The sequence below is a fragment of the Streptomyces sp. BBFR25 genome, assembly GCF_044590125.1.
GTDB lineage: Bacteria > Actinomycetota > Actinomycetes > Streptomycetales > Streptomycetaceae > Streptomyces > Streptomyces canus_D.
Genome location: NZ_CP172447.1, coordinates 4,498,374 through 4,517,184, shown reverse-complemented (window position 1 = coordinate 4,517,184; position 18,811 = coordinate 4,498,374). Strand labels below are relative to the sequence as shown.

The window sequence follows — 18,811 nt, the reverse complement described above, 5'->3', positions numbered from 1 at the left end:
GCGTCGCTCCTCAGTACCCCGCGGGGCGCACCAGCCCCGACTCGTACGCGAACACCGCCGCCTGCGTGCGGTCCCTGAGGCCCAGCTTCACCAGGATCCTGCCCACGTGCGTCTTCACCGTCTGCTCGGCGACCACCAGGCGCTGGGCGATCTCCGCGTTCGACAGGCCCTGCGCGATGAGGGCGAGCACCTCCGTCTCCCGCTCGGTCAGTTCGCCGACGCGGGCCTTGAGCGGGGCGCGCGGGCGGTCGTCCAGGCGGGAGAACTCCGCGATCAGCCGTCGGGTGATCCCCGGCGCGAGCAACGCGTCACCGGCGGCCACCACCCGGACCGCCTCGGCGAGCTGGTCGGCGGACGCGTCCTTCAGCAGGAAGCCGGAGGCCCCGGCCCGCAGTGCCTCGTACACGTACTCGTCGAGGTCGAAGGTGGTCAGCACCAGCACCCTGATCTCCGGGGTCGCCCCGGTGATGCGCCGGGTGGCCTCGATACCGCCCAGCTCGGGCATCCGGATGTCCATCAGGACGACCTCCGGGGCGAGTTCGGCGACCTTGGCCACCGCGTCCAGGCCGTCCACCGCCTGCCCGATCACCTCGATGTCGGGCTGGGTGTTGAGCAGCACGGTGAAACCCTGCCGGACCATCTGCTGGTCGTCGGCGATCAGCACGCGGATCACGCGGCCGTTGCTGCTGGTCGTCATGGGGTGTCGTCCTCGGTGTAAGGGTCGGGAAAGGGGTCGACGGGCAGGTCGGGGCCGTCGACCGGCAGGAACGCGGCCACCTGGTAGCCGCCGTCCGGCATGGGCTGCGCCGTCAGCGTGCCGTCGAGCATCGCCACCCGCTCCCGCATGCCGAGCAGCCCGTGCCCGGCCCCCTGCGACGGCCCGGGGACGCGCTGCGGCCGGGTGTTGGAGACCACCACGCGCAGCCCGATCGGAAGGTGGATGAGGTGGACCTGGGCACTCGCGCCCGGCGCGTGCCGCAGCACGTTGCTGAGCGCCTCCTGCACGATCCGGTAGGCCGACAGCTCCACGCCGGGCGGCAGGGGTCTGCGCGTCCCGCTCGTATCGGTGGTGACGGTCAGCCCGGCGGCCCGGGTGTTCTCCACCAGCGCGTCGAGCCGGTCGAGGGTGGGCTGCGGGGCGTGCGGGGCGGCGCCGTCGGCTCCCTCGGACGCCGCCGGCGCGTCCGGGTGCTCGGCGCGCAGCACACCCAGCACCCGGCGCAGCTCGGTGAGTGCCTCCAGCGCGTTCTGCCGGATGCCGGCGAGGTTCTCCTTCAGCTCGTCCGGAGGGTCCTTGACCAGGAGGGGCGCGACCTGGGCCTGGATGGAGATCACCGACATGTGGTGCGCGACGACGTCGTGCAGCTCACGCGCGATGCGGCCGCGCTCCTCCAGCAGGGTGCGCCGGGCCCGCTCCTCGGCGGTCAGCGAGGTCTGCTCGGCCAGCTGGCTGCGGGCTTCTCGGCGGCCGCGCAGGGCGATGCCGAGGACGACGACGACCGTGAACAGGATGACGGCGAGCTGGCCGGTCGGAAGGTAGTGCGGCGCGCCCACGATGCCCTGGACGACGTAGGTGGGAAACGCGGTGAAGATCAACGCTTCCACGGACACCCGGGTCCGGACCCGCAGGGCGAGCAGCAGCATCACGAACAGGTGCCCGATGAGTCCGGCGGCCGTCCAGGGCCAGGTGAACTCGTAGCCGCCCTCCATCTGGGCCCGCACGGCGAAGGCGCCCACCAGCATGCCCGCCATCGACAGCCACCACGCCGCGACCGGCCGCCACAGCGCGAGCACCATCGCCCCGGCCCCGGCGAGAGCGACGACGAAGGCGAAGCCCGGCTCGATTCCGCCGTGCTCACCGAGCTGCGCGGCGTCACCGAGCAGCACCCCGAGCGCCGCCAGGCACACGATCCCGTGCGGGAACCAGCGCAGCCACACCGACGGCGGCAGCGGATCGGCCCGCCAGGTCCACAGGTCGTCGTGGAGCACGCGCAGCACCCGCTCGGCCCGGGCCCGTGACCGGTCCCCCAGCCGTTTCCCCCATCGCGTCACGGGCTCCACCCTAGACATGGCGTACACCCGCCGTCGTCGCCCGGCGCTGCGGTCGGTGCGCCCGCACGACCCGGGAGCGTCGCCGTCCTCGGCCGCGCTGCTCGCAGGAGCGGAACGTGGCCCAGCAGCCGGCCAGGACCAGCGCGAACACCGGGAGCCAGGCGAGCCGGGCCGCGACCCAGTCCAGGCCGTCGGGGGGCGTGTGCAGGCCGGGCAGACGGCCCGCGAGGAGACCGGTGGCCGTGGTCGCCATGAGCGCCGTCTGGTGCCAGAGGAAGATCGTCATCGCGGATAGGTTGACCAGCGCGACCGCGGCCCAGGCCACCGGACGCCGCATCGCACGGCGCAGCCGCTCGCGCAGCAGCAGCGCGAGCCCGGACTGGGCCAGGCCGAAGGTGACGGCGGCCAGGGTCGGCGGGTTGAGGTTCGACACCGACGCGCCGGGGACGCCGACCATCGACGCCGGGTAGCCCGCCCAGGCGACGAGCGCCGCGGTCGCCGCCGTGCCGCCGGTCAGCAGGAGCCAGCCGGACCGGCGCCGGTCCAGCTCACCGCGGGTCCAGGCAGCGCCCAGGGTGTAGGGGACCAGCCAGCCGGCGGCGAGGTTGACCCAGCCGAGCCAGGACGGGGCGCCGAACCCGAAGCGCAGCAGGTCTATGTGGAGAACGACGACCAGCGGCCACAGCGGATGCAGCCGGGCCAGCAGCGGCGTCGCCGCGGTCAGCGCGGCGAACACCAGCAGGAACCACATCGGGGACAGCGCCAGCTTCACCAGTGTGTGGACGGTCCCGAAGTCCGCGCCGGTGAGCAGGAGCAGCGCCGCCGTCACCGTCCACAGGGCCAGGACGGCAGCGACCGGTCGGAACAGCCGGGACAGCCGGGCTCTCAGCCAGCCGCCGTAGGTCTCGCCGCGGGCCCGGGCCGACGCGTAACCGCGCGTGGCCACATGACCGCCGACCAGGAAGAACACGGCGAGGGTCTGGAAGGCCCAGGAGACCGGGGCGAGCCAGGGCAGGTCCCGCAGCGGGCTGGCCGTGTGCAGGCTGCCGCCGTCGGCGACCAGTGCCGTCACCAGCCAGTGCCCGAGGACCACTCCGAGGACGGCGAAGGCGCGCAGGGCGTCCACGGCCCGGTCCCGGTCCTCGGGCGTGGCCGCGTCGACGCGGGCGGCGGCCTCGCGCAGGGCGCCGCGCGGGTGTGCCGGGGTCAGGTCAGGCATGGGTCACCTCCGTGGTCTCGCCCAGGACGATCCGGGCCAGGTTCGTCAGGGAGAGGGAGCCGGTGTCGAAGTAGTCGCTGTGGCCGCCGTCGCCGGCGTCGAAGACCCGGGCGCCGAAGCCCGGGGAGACCGGGTCCGTGCCGAAGCCGACGGTGGTGCCGAAGAGGTCGGCGCTGACGTGCGGAACGTGCTCCACCCAGTCGTCGGCGCCCCGCCCCGCCCAGATCCGGGCGTCCGCGCGCAGACCGGCGGCGGTGTCGGCTCCGGTGCCGGGGGCGCCGACCAGGGCGATGTCGGACACGTCCAGGCCGTCGGCGGCGCGGGCGCAGACCACCGAGCCGTAGGAGTGGCAGAGGAGGGCGAGGCGGGTGCCGGGGCCGGTGATCCTGTGCAGGTCGTCGACCAGGTCGCGCAGCCCGGGGGCGGCCCGGTCGGCGCGGTCGGTCGTGGCGACGGTGGTGCTGACGGTGCCCGGCGTCTCGTAGCCCAGCCAGGCCACAACGGCGGTGCGGGTCCCCGCGGGCGCCTCGGCGGCGAGCTGCCGGTGCAGGGCCAGGGCGGCGGCGCGGAACCGGCCGTAGGTGTCGAGGCCGGTGTCGGAGCCGGGGACCAGGACGGCGACGCGGTCGGCGTGCGCCAGGTCGCCGAAGACCTCCGTGGCCAGCCCGGCACCGCGGCCGTCGAAGGCGAGGAGGTGGCGGGACCGGTCGGCCATCGCCCGGTCCGCGGCCGCCCGGTGGGCGTCGCCGTGTCCGGCGGCCATCCGGGACGCCTGTGCCGCGTTGGCCCGGTTGGCGGCGTACACGTCGTCCAAGGTGGCGGCCGTCGGGGCCGCGAGCGCGGCGGGGGCCGGGGCGGGGATCCGGGGCTGCGCGGCCCCGGAGAGGGGGAGCACCACGGCACCGGCGATGAGGGCGGCGCAACCGGCGCGGCGCCATCTGCCCACGCGCCGCCGCCAACGTACCGTCGTCCCGGGCCCCATGACCGCTCCCCTCCAGCACGCCCGCCCACCGGGCGCGTCTGAAAGGGAAGTTATGAATCGGGGCGGGTAACCCGCGTCCCGCCTGGGAACTCACCTGGCAGGTAGCTCTCAGGTATTACGGGTACGACAGCACGGACTCAGCACGGACCGCCCACCTACCGATCGGCAGGCGGCAGGCGACTGGCGGCAGGCGACAAGCAACAGGCGGCAGACGACAAGCGACACGCGGCGGGGAACAGACGGCGAGCGGCAGGCGGGCTACCGGATCACCAGGCCAGCTGGGCGATTTCCTCCGCCACGACCGCACACGCGTCCGCCGCCGGGTCGATCAGCGGGTAGTGGCCGACGTCCTCCAGCAGCGTCACCCCCACCACCTCCCCGGCCTGCGCCGCCGCGTCGGCGTAGGCCTCGGCGACCGCCTGCGGGACGTCCACGTCGGCGCGGCCCTGCACCAGGGTGGTCGCGATCCCGGTGGGCAGCAGCAGGGCGGGGTCGGCGTACGGACGTCGCTCGGCGAACAGCTCACCGCCGCCGAGGAGTTGTCGGGCCGCACCACCGCACACGTCGAGCTTGTCGGCGACCTCGAAGTCGGCGATCGGCGCGAGCGCGACCACGCCGCGCAGGGGCGCCGGGCGGTCGGTCCGCCACGGGGCGTCCGCGGGCAGCAGGTGCCGGGCGGCCGCCCACAGGGCGAGGTGGCCGCCGGCGGAGTGACCGGTGAGCACCACGCGCCGGGCGTCCGCCCGCGGCAGGTGCCGCCGGACCAGCTCCGGCAGCGCGTCCAGCGCGGAGGCCACGTCGTCGAACGTGTCGGGCCAGCGCCCCGCGACGGGGTCCCCTGCACTCCCACCGGCGGAACCCTCCGCCCCGCGCCGGTACTCCACGCTGGCCACGGCGAAGCCCCGGTGGGCGAGGAAGCCGGCGAACGGGCTGATGTGCCGCCGGTCGTAGGGGGCGCGCCACGAGCCTCCGTGCAGCACCACCACGACGGGAGCGGCCTCGCCCGGGCCCGCACCGCCGCGCGGCACGTAGAAGTCGATCACCTGGTCGGGGTGGTCGCCGTACCCGGCGGTGGAGTCGGGGGCGACCGCCGGGTGGGAGAGGGCCGATTTCTCCTCCGCGGCGCCCCTCGCGGCAGCGGTGCCCGGTTCTGCGGCGGAGTCCGGCATGGTCAACCTCTCAGCGACGGAACGGTGTTGGCGGACCGGAGGAAGGAAATCGGCCGTTGGCGGGACGTTATCAGGCCGATGACGTGCGCGGGCACGGGGATGTGACGCTGGGTGAGGACCGGACGAGGTGCGTACGGTCCCCACCCGGCGCCCGGCCCCGAAACCGCAACCGAGACCGAGACCGCAACCGCAACCGCAACCGCAACCGCAACCGCAATCGAGACCGCGACCGAGACCGCAACCGCGATCGAAACCGCGACCGTGACTCAACCAGCCAGTGTCCGGGCCAGCACCCGCGCCGCCCGCTCGACGTCCGCGAAGCCGACGTACAGCGGGGTGAAGCCGAAGCGCAGTACGTCGGGCGCGCGGTAGTCGCCGACCACCCCGCGCTCGATCAGGCGCTTCATCACCTCACCCGCGTCGTCACAGCGCAGCGCCACCTGGCTGCCCCGCTCGGCGTGCGCCGCCGGGGTCACGGACTCCACGCGGCCGTCCGGGACGTACGCCCCGACGCAGCGCAGGAAGAAGTCCGTCAGCGCCAGCGACTTGGCCCGCACCGCCGCCACCGAGACGCCCTCCTCGTCCCACACGTCCAGTGCCGCCTCCAGGGCGAGCAGGGAGAGGATGTCCGGCGTACCGACCCGCCCGCGCACCGCGCCGGAGGCCGGGGCGTACTCGGACCGCATGCCGAACGGCTCGGCATGCGAGTTCCAGCCCGGCAGCGGGGAGTCGAAGCGGGGCTGGAGGTCGCGGCGCACGTAGAGGTACGCGGGTGAGCCTGGGCCGCCGTTGAGGTACTTGTAGGTGCAGCCGACCGCGAGGTCGACGCCGTGCTCGTCGAGTCCGACCGGCAGGGCGCCCGCGCTGTGGCACAGGTCCCAGACCGCGTACGCCCCCGCCGCGTGCACCGCGGCCGTGAGCGCGGGCAGGTCGTGGAGCCGGCCGGTGCGGTAGTCGACGTGGTTGAGCAGCACGGCGGCGGTGCGGTCGCCCAGGGCGCCGGGGACCTCGGAGGGGGCGACCGGCCGCAGGGCGCACCCCGTCATCCGGGCCGCCGACTCGGCGATGTACCCGTCCGTGGGGAAGGTGGTGGCGTCGACCAGGATCTCGTCCCGGATCGGACCGGCCCCGCCGCTCCCGCCGGTTCCACCGGTCCCGCCGTCGTCCTGCGCCATGCGCACCGCCGCGACCAGCGCCTTGAAGACGTTGACGCTCGTCGAGTCGCCGACCACGACCTGCCCGGCGGCCGCGCCGACCAGCGGGGCGATCCGGTCGCCGATCCGCTCGGGCGCGGTCCACCAGCCGCTCTCCTCCCAGGACCGGATGCGCAGCTCGCCCCACTGGCGCCGTACGACGTCCTCCACGCGCGCGGGGACGTGCGCGGGGAGCGCGCCGAGGGAGTTGCCGTCGAGGTACGTGACGTCGTCGAGGACGAAGCGCGCGCGCAGTGCCGCCAGCGGGTCGGCGGCGTCCAGTTCCTCGGCGGCGCTCCCGAGGTCGGGCCGACCAGGCAGTTCAGACATAGGACCGCGCCGTCCACAGCTCGGGGAACACGTTGTTCCGGGCTCGCTTCTCCAGCCAGGCCACCCCGGCGGAGCCGCCCGTGCCGGTCTTGGAGCCCATCGCGCGCCGGGTGGCGACCAGGTGGTCGTTGCGCCAGCGCCAGACCAGCTCGGCGACGTCGGTGAGGGCCTCGCCGAGGCGGGCCAGCTCGCCGTTCTGGTCGCCGGAGTAGACGGCCGTCCAGGCGGCCTCCACCTCGGGGGCGGCCTCGTACTTCTGGGTGAGGTCGCGCTGGAGCACGGCGTCGGGGATGTCGTACCCGCGCCGGGCGAGCAGCCGGACCACCTCGTCGTACAGGCTCGGCTCGTGCAGCGCCTTCTCCAGTTCCGCGTGGACGCGCGGGGCGCCGCGGTGCGGGACGAGCATGGACGCGGACTTGTCGCCGAGCAGGAACTCCAGGCGGCGGTACATCGCCGACTGGAAGCCGGAGCCCTCGCCGAGGGCGCTGCGGTAGGAGTTGAACTGTGCGGGCGTGAGACCCGCGAGCGGCGTCCAGGAGGCGTTCAGCGCCTCCAGTTCCCGCACCGAACGCTTGAGCGCGTCGGTCGCCACCTGGGTCCGGTCCTCGCGCAGGGCGCGGGCGGCGGTCTCCCACTCGTGGACGATGACGGTGAACCACAGCTCCATGACCTGGGTCGTGACCAGGAAGACCATCTCTCCGGGATCGTCGGAGAGGGTGTGCTGGAGGTGGGTGAGCACGTCCGCCTTGACGTAGTCCTCGTACGGCGTGCTGCCCTCGAAGTCGAGATTCGGGGCTTCGTGGGACATCGCTGTCTCCTGATGTGCACGGGTAGCGGTCCGCCCTGCCGTTACCGGCACGGGGCCCCGGTCCCCAACGGCATCCTCCGCAATCGTCGCAGGAAACCGCAAGGCCCGCCCGCGCGCGGCGGACGGGCCCGGTGGTGACGAGGGCCGGTCAGCCCAGCACCTCGGCCGCGCTGGGCGAGGAGTCCTTCAGGAACTGGCTGCAGCGCTCGTACTCCTCCTTCTCGCCGATCGCCTGGGCGGCGCGGGCGAGGGCGTGCAGGGCGCGCAGGAAGCCGCGGTTCGGCTCGTGCTCCCAGGGCACCGGGCCGTGCCCCTTCCAGCCGCTGCGGCGCAGGGCGTCGAGGCCGCGGTGGTAGCCCGTACGGGCGTACGCGTACGACTCCACGACGCTGCCCCGCTCGAACGCCTCGTCGGCCAGGCGGGCCCAGGCGAGGGAGGACGTCGGGTACTTCGCGGCGACGTCGGCGGGGGAGGTGCCGGCGGCGAGCAGCTCGCGGGGGCCGGGGTCGTCGGGGAGGTGGGTCGGGGGCGGGCCCCCGAGGAGGTTTTCGTGAATGGACATGGGACAAGTCTGCGGCATCGCCGGGGGCGGCCGGGCGGGGTTGTCGGTGCGGTGGGGTGTCGGGTGGGTGCGTTGTCGGGTGCGGGTGCGTTGGGGCTGGGTGCGCAGTTCCCCGCGCCCCTTGGGGCCTGATCGGGGCGTTGGTCCAAGGCGGGGCCCGCCTCACCTTGCGTGCGCGGTTCCCCGCGCCCCTTGACGGCGTGTCCGAAGCGTTGGTTCAGGGCGGTGGCCTGCATGCCGTTCCGTGCGCGGTTCCCCGCGCCCCTTGGGGGCGTGTCCGAAGCGTTGGTCCAGGGGGTGCCCTGTATGCCGTTCCGTGCGCGGTTCCCCGCGTCCCTGGAGGGCGTCGGTGGTTAGGGGGTGCGGTCGCCCTCCAGGGGTGGTGTGAGTAGTGAGCCGTGTGTGCGGCATTCGGGGTGGGGGCAGTCCGGGGGTGGGCGGCGGACCGTGGTGAAGGCGATCACGGCGCCCGCGATCAGGACGCCCGCGCAGATCAGCATCGCCGGTCCGAACGCGTCGTCGAAGGCCCGGGGCGACCGGTACGCCTCCTCGCCCATGCCGGTGAGCAGGGGCAGCGCGGCGACCGCGACGAGCCCCGCCGCACGGGCCGCCGCGTTGTTGATGCCGCTGGCCAGACCCGCGCGCGCGGTGTCCACGGCGGCCAGCACGCTCGCCGTCAGCGGCGCGACCAGCGTGACCATGCCGAGGCCCAGCACCAGCAGGGCGGGCAGCACGTCGGCGAGGTACGAGGCGCCCGGGCCGACCCGCAGCATCAGCAGCATCCCGGCCGCGCAGAGCAGGGGCCCCGCGGTGAGCTGGAGGCGCGGCCCGAGCCGCTCGGCGAGTTCGCCGGACCGGGCGGACAGCAGCAGCATCAGGACGGTGGTCGGCAGCAGGGCCGTACCGGCGGCCAGCGCGGACCAGCCGACGACGACCTGGAGCTGGAGCGCGGCGAGGAAGAAAAAGCCGCCGAAGGCCGCGTACACGCACAGGGTGACCAGGTTGACCGCGGTGAACTGGCGGGAGGAGAAGACGTCCAGCGGCATCATCGGGTCCTTGCCGCGCCGCTCGACGACGACGAAGGCCACGGCGGCCACCGCCCCGGCCACCGCGCTGAGCGCCACCGCCCAGGACGCCGTACGGGCCTCGATCAGCGCGTAGGTGAGCAGCGCCAGGGCCGCCGCGCACAGGGCCGCGCCGAGCACGTCGAACCGCGTGTGGGCGCGCTCGTCGGAGGACTCCGGTACGTGCCGCAGCGCGACCGGCGCGCACAGCAGCGCGAGCGGCACGTTGAGCAGGAACACCCAGCGCCAGCCCGGGCCGTCCACCAGCCAGCCCCCGAGGAACGGCCCCACCGCCGCACCGACGCCCCCGAAGCCGGACCACAGGCCCACCGCCCTGCCCCGGTCGTCGGCGTGGAAGGAGGCCTGGATGAGGGCGAGGGAGCCCGGCGTGAGCAGCGCCCCGCCGACGCCTTGCAGGGCTCGGGCGGCGATCAGCACGCCGGCGTTCGGCGCGAGGCCGCACAGCAGGGACGCGGCGGCGAACCACAGCACGCCGAGGACGAAGATCCGGCGGCGGCCGAACCGGTCGCCGAGGGCGCCGCCGAGCAGGATCAGACCGGCCAGCGTCACCATGTAGGCGTTGACGGTCCACTGCAGGGCGGCGAGGTCCGCGCCGAGGTCGCGGCCGATGTGGGGCAGCGCGACGTTGACGACGGTCGAGTCGAGCAGGGCCATGCTGGAGCCGAGGACGGTGGTCAGCAGGATCCACTTGCCCTGCGGTGAGGCGATCCGGACGTCGGGCATGCCCCCAGGTATACAGCGAGCCCGGCGCGCGGGGCGCCGGGCTCGTGCGTACGGTCGCGTCGACCGCGTCCTGCTCGGACTTCCGGGTGCTACTCGGTCTTTCGGGTGCTACCCGGTCTTCCGGGTGCTACTTGATCTTCTGGCCCGCCGAGCGCAGGTGGCCGCAGGCCTCCACGACGCGCGCGGCCATGCCGGCCTCGGCCAGCTTGCCCCAGGTGCGCGGGTCGTACGTCTTCTTGTTGCCGACCTCGCCGTCGACCTTCAGGACGCCGTCGTAGTTGCGGAAGACGTGGTCAACGACCGGGCGCGTGAAGGCGTACTGGGTGTCCGTGTCGATGTTCATCTTGACCACGCCGTTCTCCAGGGCGGTCGCGATCTCCTCGGCGGTGGAGCCGGAGCCGCCGTGGAAGACGAAGTTGAACGGCTTGCTGCCGGCCGGCTGGCCGTACTTCGACGCGATGCCCTCGTTCAGCTCCTTGAGCAGCTCGGGGCGGAGGACGACGTTGCCCGGCTTGTAGACGCCGTGCACGTTGCCGAAGGACGCGGCGAGGAGGTAGCGGCCCTTCTCGCCCAGGCCCAGGGCCTCGACGGTGCGGACCGCGTCGTCGACCGTGGTGTAGAGGGAGTCGTTGATCTCGTGGGAGACGCCGTCCTCCTCGCCGCCGGTCGGGGTGATCTCGACCTCGAGGATGATCTTGGCGGCGCGGGCGCGCTCCAGCAGCTCGGTGGCGATGGAGAGGTTGTCGGCCAGGGTCTCGGCCGAGCCGTCCCACATGTGCGACTGGAAGAGCGGGTTGCGGCCGGCCTTCACGCGCTCCTCGGAGACCGCGAGGAGCGGGCGGACGTACCCGTCCAGCTTGTCCTTCGGGCAGTGGTCCGTGTGCAGCGCGACGGTGACGTCGTACTTCTCGGCGACGATGTGCGCGAACTCGGCGAGGGCGACGGCGCCGGTCACCATGTCCTTGTTGTGCTGGCCGCCCAGGAACTCGGCGCCGCCGGTGGAGATCTGGACGATGCCGTCGCTCTCCGCCTCCGCGAAACCGCGCAGGGCGGCGTGCAGCGTCTGGGAAGAGGTCACGTTGATGGCGGGGTAGGCGAACTTTCCTGCCTTCGCCCGGTCCAGCATCTCGTTGTAGACCTCGGGAGTTGCGATGGGCATCTGTCCGCTCCTTGTATGTGCGGGTGGGCTCGGCTGCTGCTTATGGCCCTGACCTAGGACTGGGGGGCGACGTCATCGTCGGCCCCATCCTTCCAGACGAACCGGGAATCCCCGAGTGGCCCCGGGAGCGGGCCTCAGTCCAGGTCCAGCTCGTCCTTGTCGTACGCGTACAGGTACGGCACCCCCGCGCCGTCCTGGATCTTCTCGGCGGCGCCGGTCGCCCGGTCCACGATCGTGGCGACGGCGACCACCTCGGCACCGGCCTCGCGCACGGCCTCGACGGCGGTGAGCGGGGAACCGCCGGTCGTGGAGGTGTCCTCGACGACCAGGACGCGGCGACCCCTGATGTCCGGGCCCTCGACGCGGCGCTGCAGCCCGTGCGCCTTGGCGGCCTTGCGGACGACGAACGCGTCGAGCCTGCGGCCACGCGCGGCGGCGGCGTGCAGCATGCTCGCGGCGACCGGGTCGGCGCCCATGGTCAGCCCGCCCACCGCGTCGAACTCCAGGTCGGCGGTCAGGTCGAGCAGCACCTGCCCGACCAGCGGCGCGGCCTCGCCGTCCAGGGTGATGCGGCGCAGGTCGACGTAGTAGTCGGCCTCCAGCCCCGAGGAGAGGGTCACCTTGCCGTGCACCACGGCCTTGTCCTTGATCTGCTGCAGCAGCTCGCCGCGTACGTCCGTCATGTACGCCAGCTTAAAGGCGGCGCCAGGCCCAGGTCGTCGTGGCCTCCAGCGGCTCCAGGGGTGTGACCAGGCGCGGGAGGGTGTTCAGGCCGTTGGGCGGGCCGGTCTGCGGCTCCACGCAGACGGCGGCCTCCTGCTCGTCGTACACCACGACCCACCGCTCGGGGCTGGTCACCTTCAGCTCCAGCCGTCCCGGCCAGGTCAGCGTGACGTCGACGCCGTCGGGCATGCCGAAGCAGTCGTCCCAGGGGCCCGGCTTCGCCTCGACCCGGTTGCCGGTGGGGAGGTGGTCGGCGCCGCGCTCCTCCTGCCAGGCGGGGTCGAAGGCGATCTCCGCGCCGGTGCCGTCGAGGGTCCGGTTGAACCAGGGGTGCCAGCCGATCTGCGCCGGGAAGGACGACTCGTACGTCTCCACGGACATCGTCAGCGTGAGCGCGTCCTCGGCCAGCGCGATCACCTGGGTGACGCGGCCGGTGTAGGGCCAGGGGTCGGTGAGGTCGTAAGTGAGGACGGCCTCGTCCGCGGTGACGCGGGCGGTGCGCCAGGCGGCGTCGCGGGCGGTGCCGTGGATGGCGTGCGGCGGGGAGTTCAGGGGCATCTGGTGGACCACGGCGCCGTCGCCGAAGCGGCCGTCGCGGATGCGTCCGCACCAGGGGACCATCGGGAAGCAGCCGTAGCGCTCGCCCTGGCGGAGCAGCTCCGTGCCGCCGACGCGGAGTCCGCCGATCCGGCCGCCGTTGCCCGGCAGCACGGTCGCCTCCGCGTCGCCCGCGGTCAGCGTGATGGGTTCGTTACTCACGCCACGACCCTACTGGGGCGATCAAGGGTGCCCCACCGGGCGGGCGGTCCCGCGGCGGGTCCTCGGCGGGTCCGGCGGTGCTCAGCGGCGTCGGCGCAGCGCCCGGCCCACCACGATCGCCGACGCCACGACCAGCGCCGCCGCGGGGGCGGCCCAGCGCAGCGGAGCGCCGACCGCGCTCGCCTGGGGGGCGGGCACGGGGGCGTACCGGCCGCGCGGCGGGGCGTGGTCCACCTCCTCGGCGCTGCGGCCGATCATCGTGCGGCGCGCGTGCGCGGCCTCGGCGGGGGGCGGGACGGCCGGCTCCTCGTGCCGGTCGTCGTGCCGGTCGTCGTCCTCCCCGGCCTCGTCGGTGTGCATGAGGGAGGGCGGAGGGACCTCGGTGTCGAAGACGGAGGCGGGGCGCGGCTCCTGCTCCGGTTCCTGTTCCGTCTCCGCCTGCGGTTCCGGTGCGGGGGGTGCCTGCGCCGCCGTGCCCAGGTTCTCCGCGAACCGGGTCAGCAGCCGTGTCGTGGCCGACGTCACCGACTCGGGCGGCAGCTCGGTGACCCGCCCGTCGGCGGTGGCGGTCCCGGTGAAGGTGAGGGTGGCGCCGCCGTCGGCGTCGGCCGTGCGGAGGGTCAGCGCGAGGGTGACCGCGCCGGTGCCGCGCGACTCGGTGGCGTCGCCCTCGACGGCGTAGGTGCCGTCCTCGCGCGCGGACAGGCGCAGGGAGCCGCGGTAGGTGATGGAGTGACTGCCGATGCGTACCTTCAGCCGGCCCGCGACGGGCTCGGCACCAGCGTCCTGCTGGAGCCCCGGAACCGCCCGGGCAACCCGGACGGGGTCGGCCAGCACGTCCCTGAGCCGCTCGGCCGGAACCGGAACGAACACCTCATGCTCCATGTCAGCGCAGCTTACCCAGCGGGCGCCCGGTACACCCCCCGTCGGCACGAAGTCACCCGCCGCCCGCGCTCCCCGGCGTCACCGGTCCCGTCCGCCGTACGCCACGACCACCGCCGGGGCCCTGCTGGTCAGGCGGGGCGCGGGGCCACCGCCTCCGCGCCGCCTGCCGCCTCGCGGGCTCAGTACCGCGGATGCACGAGCGTGGACGGCGGCAGCCCGGGGATCCGGGTGCGGGCCGCGTCGCGGGCGGCCCGGGCCAGCGATCCCGGCGTGAGGGTGCGCAGGCGGGGGGCCGCCGGGTCCAGGCGCGGTGCGGGGGCGGTGCGCGCGGCCAGGAGGAAGCCCCAGCCGCGGGAGGCGCGGAGACCGGCGGCCGCGCGGTCGGGGCCGGGCGCGGCGCCGGGGTCGCGGGCGCCGACGCGGTAGGCGGCGGCGGGCAGACCGGCCGCGCGGAGGGTGGCGTCCACCGTCCAGAAGGCCCGGGGGCGCGCGGCGTCCGGGCCCGCGTGGACCGCCAGCCGCCCGTCGGGCGCGAGCACCCGCCGCAGCAGGCCGTAGAACTCCAGGGAGTACAGCTTCGTGCTGGCCGTGGCGCCCGGGTCGGGCAGGTCCGAGATCACCACGTCGTACGCCGCGGAGGGCGTCGAGCGCAGCCGGTGGAAGGCGTCCCCGGTGACGAGGCGGACGCGCGCGTCGCCGTAGGCGTGCTCGTTGAGGGCGGACAGGCCCGGGTCCTGCCGGGCCAGCCGGGCGAGCCCGGGGTCGGCCTCGACGACGTCGACGCGGCGTACTCCGGGGTGGCGCAGCACCTCACGGACGGCGAGGCCGTCGCCGCCGCCGAGGACCAGCACGCGCGCGTGCGGGCCGCTCATCGCGGGGTGCACCAGCGCCTCGTGGAAGCGCCGCTCGTCGTCGGCGCGCACCCGCAGCCGCCCGTCGAGGTACAGGTGGAGCGGCCGGCCGTCGGCGTCGCCGGTGACGACGACCTCCTGCACGTCGGTCCGTACGGCCACGCGGACGTCCTGGCCGTACATCGCGTGCCGGGCGGCGCGTTCGAAGTCGTCGGCGAGGACGGTCGCGGTGGCGAGCAGGGCGAGGACCACCGCGTTGGCGGTCAGCAGCAGCCAGCGGGCCCGGCGGGTCAGGTCGCGCCGGAACAGGCCGAGGACCAGGGCGGCGCCGACGAGCGCGTTGACGGTGCCGGTGAGCAGCGCGCCGGTGAGCTGGCCGAGGAAGGGCAGCAGGACGAAGGGGAAGGCGAGGCCGCCGACGAGCGCGCCGACGTAGTCCGCGGCGAACAGGTCGGCGACGGCGCCGCCCGGGTCCTGCCGGCGCACCCGCTGGATCAGCTCCATGAGCAGCGGCACCTCGGCGCCGATCAGCACGCCGATGGCGAGGGAGAAGGCGACCAGCAGGATGCGCGGGCCGTCGGCCCACAGGCCGCCCCAGCCGCCGGTCCAGGCGAAGACGGCGTACAGGAGCATCGCGCTGGAGCCGCCGACGAGGGCGAGGGCGGCCTCGAGCGCGCCGAATCCGGCCGCGGCCAGCCCGCGCAGCCGTTTGGCGGCGAGCGAGCCGAGGCCCATGGCGAAGACCATGACGGACAGGACGACGGACGCCTGGGTGACCGAGTCGCCGATCAGGTACGAGGCGAGCGCGACGAGTTCGAGTTCGTACACGAGCCCGCAGGCCGCGCACACGAAGACCCCCGCCAGCACCAGGAACCGTCCGACGGCGGGCCGTACGGGCAGCCGCGCGGGCGTTTCTGGACCGCGGGGGCCGCCCCAGGACGGCGGAGAGCCGGGCGGGGCGGGCGCGTGCGGATCGATCACGAAGTGACGTTACGTCACTCCAGCACTGCGCTTCGTCACCCACACGTGTGAAACTCGGGGCTTGTCCGACCCCACAGGTTTATTCGGCCCCCACCCGCTCACATCACCGGCCCCCGCCCGCTCACACCGCGGACGGACTGAGCCGGGCCGTCGGCACCCGCACGCCCACCCGGGTGCGGGTCGCCACCAACTGGCCGTCCTGCGGGTAGGCGTGCCAGGTCCGCCAGTGCACCTGCCCCTCGTGCCGCTGGGCCAGCAGCGCGGTGAAGGCGTGCGGACTGCCGGGGAAGACGCCGGCCAGACCGTGCGGGTGGTCGGAGACCAGGGCCAGCAGCTCCTGGGCGCGGCCGGCGAAGGAGCCCGGCGTCAGCACCTCGACGCGGGCGGCGAACTCGTACTCCCAGTCGCCCACCCGCTTGGCGACGCCCAGCGGGAGGGGGGTGCTGCTGCCGGGGATGCACGCCACCGTCTCCGAGCAGCTGCCCCGCTCCTCTTCGAGCAGGACTTGGTGGGAGGCGCCGAGCAGTCGCAACTGCAGTCGGGCATCGGCCAGTTCGACGTCGAGGCAGGCGAGCGCGGGCAAGGGCTCGCGCCCCAGGGCCCAGGCCAGGTCGGCGGCACGGGTGTCGGTGTAGGCGGTTTTCAGGGTCGTGAGCATGGATCGGCTCCGCAAGCACACAAGGAGAGGAGGGTGTGGGGCCTGCGCATCCGTGGCACTGCCGGGGATGCGGCCCGCTCAGCCCAGTCGGCCGGTCAGGAGGGGGGTCAACAGGTCGTCCGAGGAGCTGCGTTGATGAGGGAGAGCGAATCATGAACGGTGGCGCCGCCACAGCTTTTTTACCCAACTTCGTGGCGTTTCCATCCCTCAGGGGGCTCCACAGCTCAACTGTTCAACCAGGGCGCACACCCCGCACGCACGGAGTGCGCCGGGGTGTGGGAGCGCCCACCGGGAGTGTGCCCCCGGCGGGCGCTCTGGGTGGGGCGTGGGGCCGATCCCAGGAACGGGCCCCGTGGCGGGGATGCGGTTCCCCCTGGCCGGAGCTCAGCTGCCCCGTGTCAGCTGCCTCCGCCGCATCCGCCGCCGCCCCCTCCCCCGCAGGACGACCCGCCTCCGCAGGAGTGGCCCGAGTGGCCGTCCGAGGACGAACCGCCCCCGTCACCGGCCCACCAGCTGTTGCCGCCGCCGCTGTCGCCCCCGCCGCCGCTCCGGCGCGACCCCCGGCCGCTCCCGGTCCTCACGGCACCTGAGGCGCGTCGGCCCTTCACGAAAACCCTGATCAACAGGGCTGCGAGCACGAACAGGATGATGCCTGTGACCATGGCTCCACCCTCCCTTCCGTTCCGGACTCGCGCCCGGAAGTCCCCCGAAGCAATCCCCCGTCGGACGCCTCGCTGCGTATCGATGGACCGTGGTTCACGCCGTGAAGCCCACCGGCGTGAACGGGAGATGCCCCTCGCCGCCGCGCCCCAAAGCAGAGTTGAGGAAGTCCAGAGCTTCGGCGCAGGATGACCGGTATGACCTCGATCAGCTCCAGCGCCCGCCCCCTCCTGAACCGCCGGCTCGCGGAGTTCGGGACGACGATCTTCGCCGAGATGTCCGCCCTGGCGGTGCGGACCGGGGCGATCAACCTCGGTCAGGGCTTCCCCGACACCGACGGCCCCGAGGAGATCCGCGAGGCCGCCGTACGGGCGCTGCGCGACGGGCGCGGCAACCAGTACCCGCCGGGCCCCGGCGTCCCCGAGCTGCGCGCCGCCGTCGCCGATCACCAGCTGAGCCGCTACGGCCTGTCCTACGACCCCGACACCGAGGTCCTGGTCACCGCCGGCGCCACGGAGGCCATCGCCGCGGCCCTGCTGGCGCTCCTCGAACCCGGCGACGAGGTCGTCGCACTGGAGCCGTACTACGACTCGTACGCGGCCTGCGTCGCGATGGCGGGCGGCACGCGCGTGCCGGTCACGCTGCGCCCGCACGAGGGCGCGTTCCGCCTGGACCTGGACGAGCTGCGCGACGCGGTCACCGACCGCACCCGGCTCCTGCTGCTGAACACCCCGCACAACCCGACGGGCACGGTCCTCAGCCGCCGGGAACTGGCGGCGATCGCCGAGCTGGCGGTGGAGCGGGACCTGCTGGTGGTGACCGACGAGGTCTACGAGCACCTGGTCTTCGACGCGGCCGAGCACATTCCCCTGGCGTCCTTCCCGGGGATGCGGGAGCGCACGGTGACCATCGGGTCGGCCGGCAAGACCTTCTCGTTCACCGGCTGGAAGGTCGGCTGGGTCACCGCCGCGCCCGCCCTGCTCACGGCGGTCCGCTCGGCCAAGCAGTACCTGACGTATGTCGCCTCGGGGCCCTTCCAGTACGCGGTCGCCGAGGCGCTCGCGCTGCCGGAGTCGTACTTCGCCGCCTACCGCGCGGACATGGAGGCGAAGCGGGACCTGCTGGCGGCGGGGCTGGCCGAGGCGGGCTTCGGCGTGTACCGGCCCGCCGGGACGTACTTCGTCACCACCGACATCCGCCCGCTCGGCGAGAGCGACGGCTTCGCCTTCTGCCGCTCCCTGCCCGAGCGCGCGGGCGTCGTCGCCGTCCCCAACGCGGTCTTCTACGACCACCGGGAGGAGGGCGCGCCCTTCGTGCGGTTCGCGTTCTGCAAGCGGGCCTCGGTGCTGGAGGAGGCGGTGCGGCGGCTGAAGGCGGCGGCGGGGTGAGCACGCGCACCGGTGCGACGAGAGCCCGGCCCCCGCGGTGACGGGGGGCCGGGCTCTGCCGGATTCAGCCGCGGGGGCGGACTACTCGCCGTCCTCGTCGGTCGGCTTCTCCGCATCGTCGACGTCCTGCTCCAGGCCGAGCTGCTCCACGAGCCACCGGTCGAACTCGATGGCGGCCCGCACCCAGCTGACCGTCGAGGAGACGAAGTGCTCCAGGCTGACGCCCATGCCGATCAGCATCTGCGCCTCGCCGATCAGGCGGACGGTGCCGTCGTCGTGGGTGTGGGAGTACACCTTGGGCCACAGGGTGCGCCGGTTCCAGTCGTCGACCGACTCGAGCAGCTGCGGCTTCTCGTCGATCTGGTGGGGCCGGTCGTAGAACGTCCGCACCGAGAAGACCTGCTGGTCACCCTCGCCGCGGAACATGAAGTACGTACGGAACTGCTCCCACGGCGCCGCGAGGTCACCCTCGTCGTCGACGACGTACTTCAGCTCCATCTGCTCGAGGAGCTGCTTCACAAGATCCTGATCCGGGACGACGGGGCCCGCCGGTCCTTGGGGCTGCGGCTCGGGCTGCTTGCCCCCGAAGTTCGGAATCGAGGACGGGTCGATGGTCACCGTGAA

The 18,811-nt window shown here is 74.0% G+C and carries 17 protein-coding genes; 1 reads left to right on the top strand and 16 read right to left on the bottom strand.

The window, feature by feature from the left end:
• Nucleotides 1-10 precede the first annotated feature (10 nt).
• The 15 genes from ACGH52_RS20560 to ACGH52_RS20490 form a co-directional block, all read right to left on the bottom strand.
• A complete protein-coding gene (locus ACGH52_RS20560; protein ID WP_031085127.1) occupies nucleotides 11-697 on the bottom strand; it encodes a response regulator transcription factor in 687 nt (228 codons plus the stop codon).
• Nucleotides 694-2,070, bottom strand: a complete 1,377-nt coding sequence (locus tag ACGH52_RS20555) for a sensor histidine kinase (protein WP_399941311.1) — start codon at nucleotides 2,068-2,070, stop codon at nucleotides 694-696. The genes ACGH52_RS20560 and ACGH52_RS20555 overlap by 4 nt, the downstream gene beginning before the upstream one ends.
• The gene (locus ACGH52_RS20550; protein ID WP_399941308.1) at nucleotides 2,063-3,271 is read right to left on the bottom strand and encodes an acyltransferase; all 1,209 of its coding nucleotides are present in this window, start codon (nucleotides 3,269-3,271) and stop codon (nucleotides 2,063-2,065) included. Before ACGH52_RS20550 ends, ACGH52_RS20555 begins: the two co-directional genes overlap by 8 nt.
• Entirely contained in the window at nucleotides 3,264-4,253 is a 990-nt protein-coding gene (locus tag ACGH52_RS20545) for an alpha/beta hydrolase (protein ID WP_399941305.1), read from the bottom strand. Before ACGH52_RS20545 ends, ACGH52_RS20550 begins: the two co-directional genes overlap by 8 nt.
• Nucleotides 4,254-4,519: 266 nt before the next feature.
• Nucleotides 4,520-5,422 (bottom strand): alpha/beta hydrolase, encoded by a 903-nt coding sequence (locus ACGH52_RS20540; protein ID WP_399941302.1) that lies wholly within the window; start codon nucleotides 5,420-5,422, stop codon nucleotides 4,520-4,522.
• A gap of 266 nt (nucleotides 5,423-5,688) precedes the next feature.
• On the bottom strand, nucleotides 5,689-6,945 hold the full coding sequence (gene kynU / locus ACGH52_RS20535) for a kynureninase (RefSeq protein WP_210974312.1): 1,257 nt from the start codon (nucleotides 6,943-6,945) through the stop codon (nucleotides 5,689-5,691).
• The gene (locus ACGH52_RS20530; protein ID WP_076975023.1) at nucleotides 6,938-7,753 is read right to left on the bottom strand and encodes a tryptophan 2,3-dioxygenase; all 816 of its coding nucleotides are present in this window, start codon (nucleotides 7,751-7,753) and stop codon (nucleotides 6,938-6,940) included. Before ACGH52_RS20530 ends, kynU begins: the two co-directional genes overlap by 8 nt.
• 148 nt (nucleotides 7,754-7,901) lie before the next feature.
• Nucleotides 7,902-8,315: a DUF3151 domain-containing protein gene (locus ACGH52_RS20525; RefSeq protein WP_059301762.1), complete on the bottom strand. Its 414-nt coding sequence runs from the start codon at nucleotides 8,313-8,315 to the stop codon at nucleotides 7,902-7,904.
• Nucleotides 8,316-8,668: 353 nt separating this feature from the next.
• Nucleotides 8,669-10,123: an MFS transporter gene (locus ACGH52_RS20520; protein WP_399941297.1), complete on the bottom strand. Its 1,455-nt coding sequence runs from the start codon at nucleotides 10,121-10,123 to the stop codon at nucleotides 8,669-8,671.
• Nucleotides 10,124-10,250: 127 nt separating this feature from the next.
• Entirely contained in the window at nucleotides 10,251-11,282 is a 1,032-nt protein-coding gene (fbaA, locus tag ACGH52_RS20515; RefSeq protein WP_059301764.1) for a class II fructose-bisphosphate aldolase, read from the bottom strand.
• 134 nt (nucleotides 11,283-11,416) lie between these two features.
• Nucleotides 11,417-11,965, bottom strand: coding sequence for an orotate phosphoribosyltransferase (pyrE, locus tag ACGH52_RS20510; protein ID WP_104636113.1), 549 nt, complete (start codon nucleotides 11,963-11,965; stop codon nucleotides 11,417-11,419).
• Between the two features lie 10 nt (nucleotides 11,966-11,975).
• Complete coding sequence (locus tag ACGH52_RS20505) at nucleotides 11,976-12,764, bottom strand: aldose 1-epimerase (RefSeq protein WP_399941294.1); 789 nt, start codon at nucleotides 12,762-12,764, stop codon at nucleotides 11,976-11,978.
• 81 nt (nucleotides 12,765-12,845) lie between these two features.
• On the bottom strand, nucleotides 12,846-13,649 hold the full coding sequence (locus tag ACGH52_RS20500; protein WP_076975027.1) for an SRPBCC domain-containing protein: 804 nt from the start codon (nucleotides 13,647-13,649) through the stop codon (nucleotides 12,846-12,848).
• Between the two features lie 179 nt (nucleotides 13,650-13,828).
• Nucleotides 13,829-15,481, bottom strand: a complete 1,653-nt coding sequence (locus tag ACGH52_RS20495) for a polyamine aminopropyltransferase (RefSeq protein WP_399941291.1) — start codon at nucleotides 15,479-15,481, stop codon at nucleotides 13,829-13,831.
• Nucleotides 15,482-15,602: 121 nt separating this feature from the next.
• The gene (locus ACGH52_RS20490; protein ID WP_171987252.1) at nucleotides 15,603-16,139 is read right to left on the bottom strand and encodes a DUF2617 family protein; all 537 of its coding nucleotides are present in this window, start codon (nucleotides 16,137-16,139) and stop codon (nucleotides 15,603-15,605) included.
• An 857-nt stretch (nucleotides 16,140-16,996) separates the two neighbouring features.
• Here ACGH52_RS20490 and ACGH52_RS20485 point away from each other — a divergent pair.
• Entirely contained in the window at nucleotides 16,997-18,187 is a 1,191-nt protein-coding gene (locus ACGH52_RS20485) for a pyridoxal phosphate-dependent aminotransferase (protein ID WP_210974321.1), read from the top strand.
• Nucleotides 18,188-18,268: 81 nt separating this feature from the next.
• Here ACGH52_RS20485 and ACGH52_RS20480 read toward each other — a convergent pair whose 3' ends face one another.
• Nucleotides 18,269-18,805, bottom strand: a complete 537-nt coding sequence (locus tag ACGH52_RS20480) for a YbjN domain-containing protein (protein ID WP_076975031.1) — start codon at nucleotides 18,803-18,805, stop codon at nucleotides 18,269-18,271.
• Nucleotides 18,806-18,811: the final 6 nt, after the last annotated feature.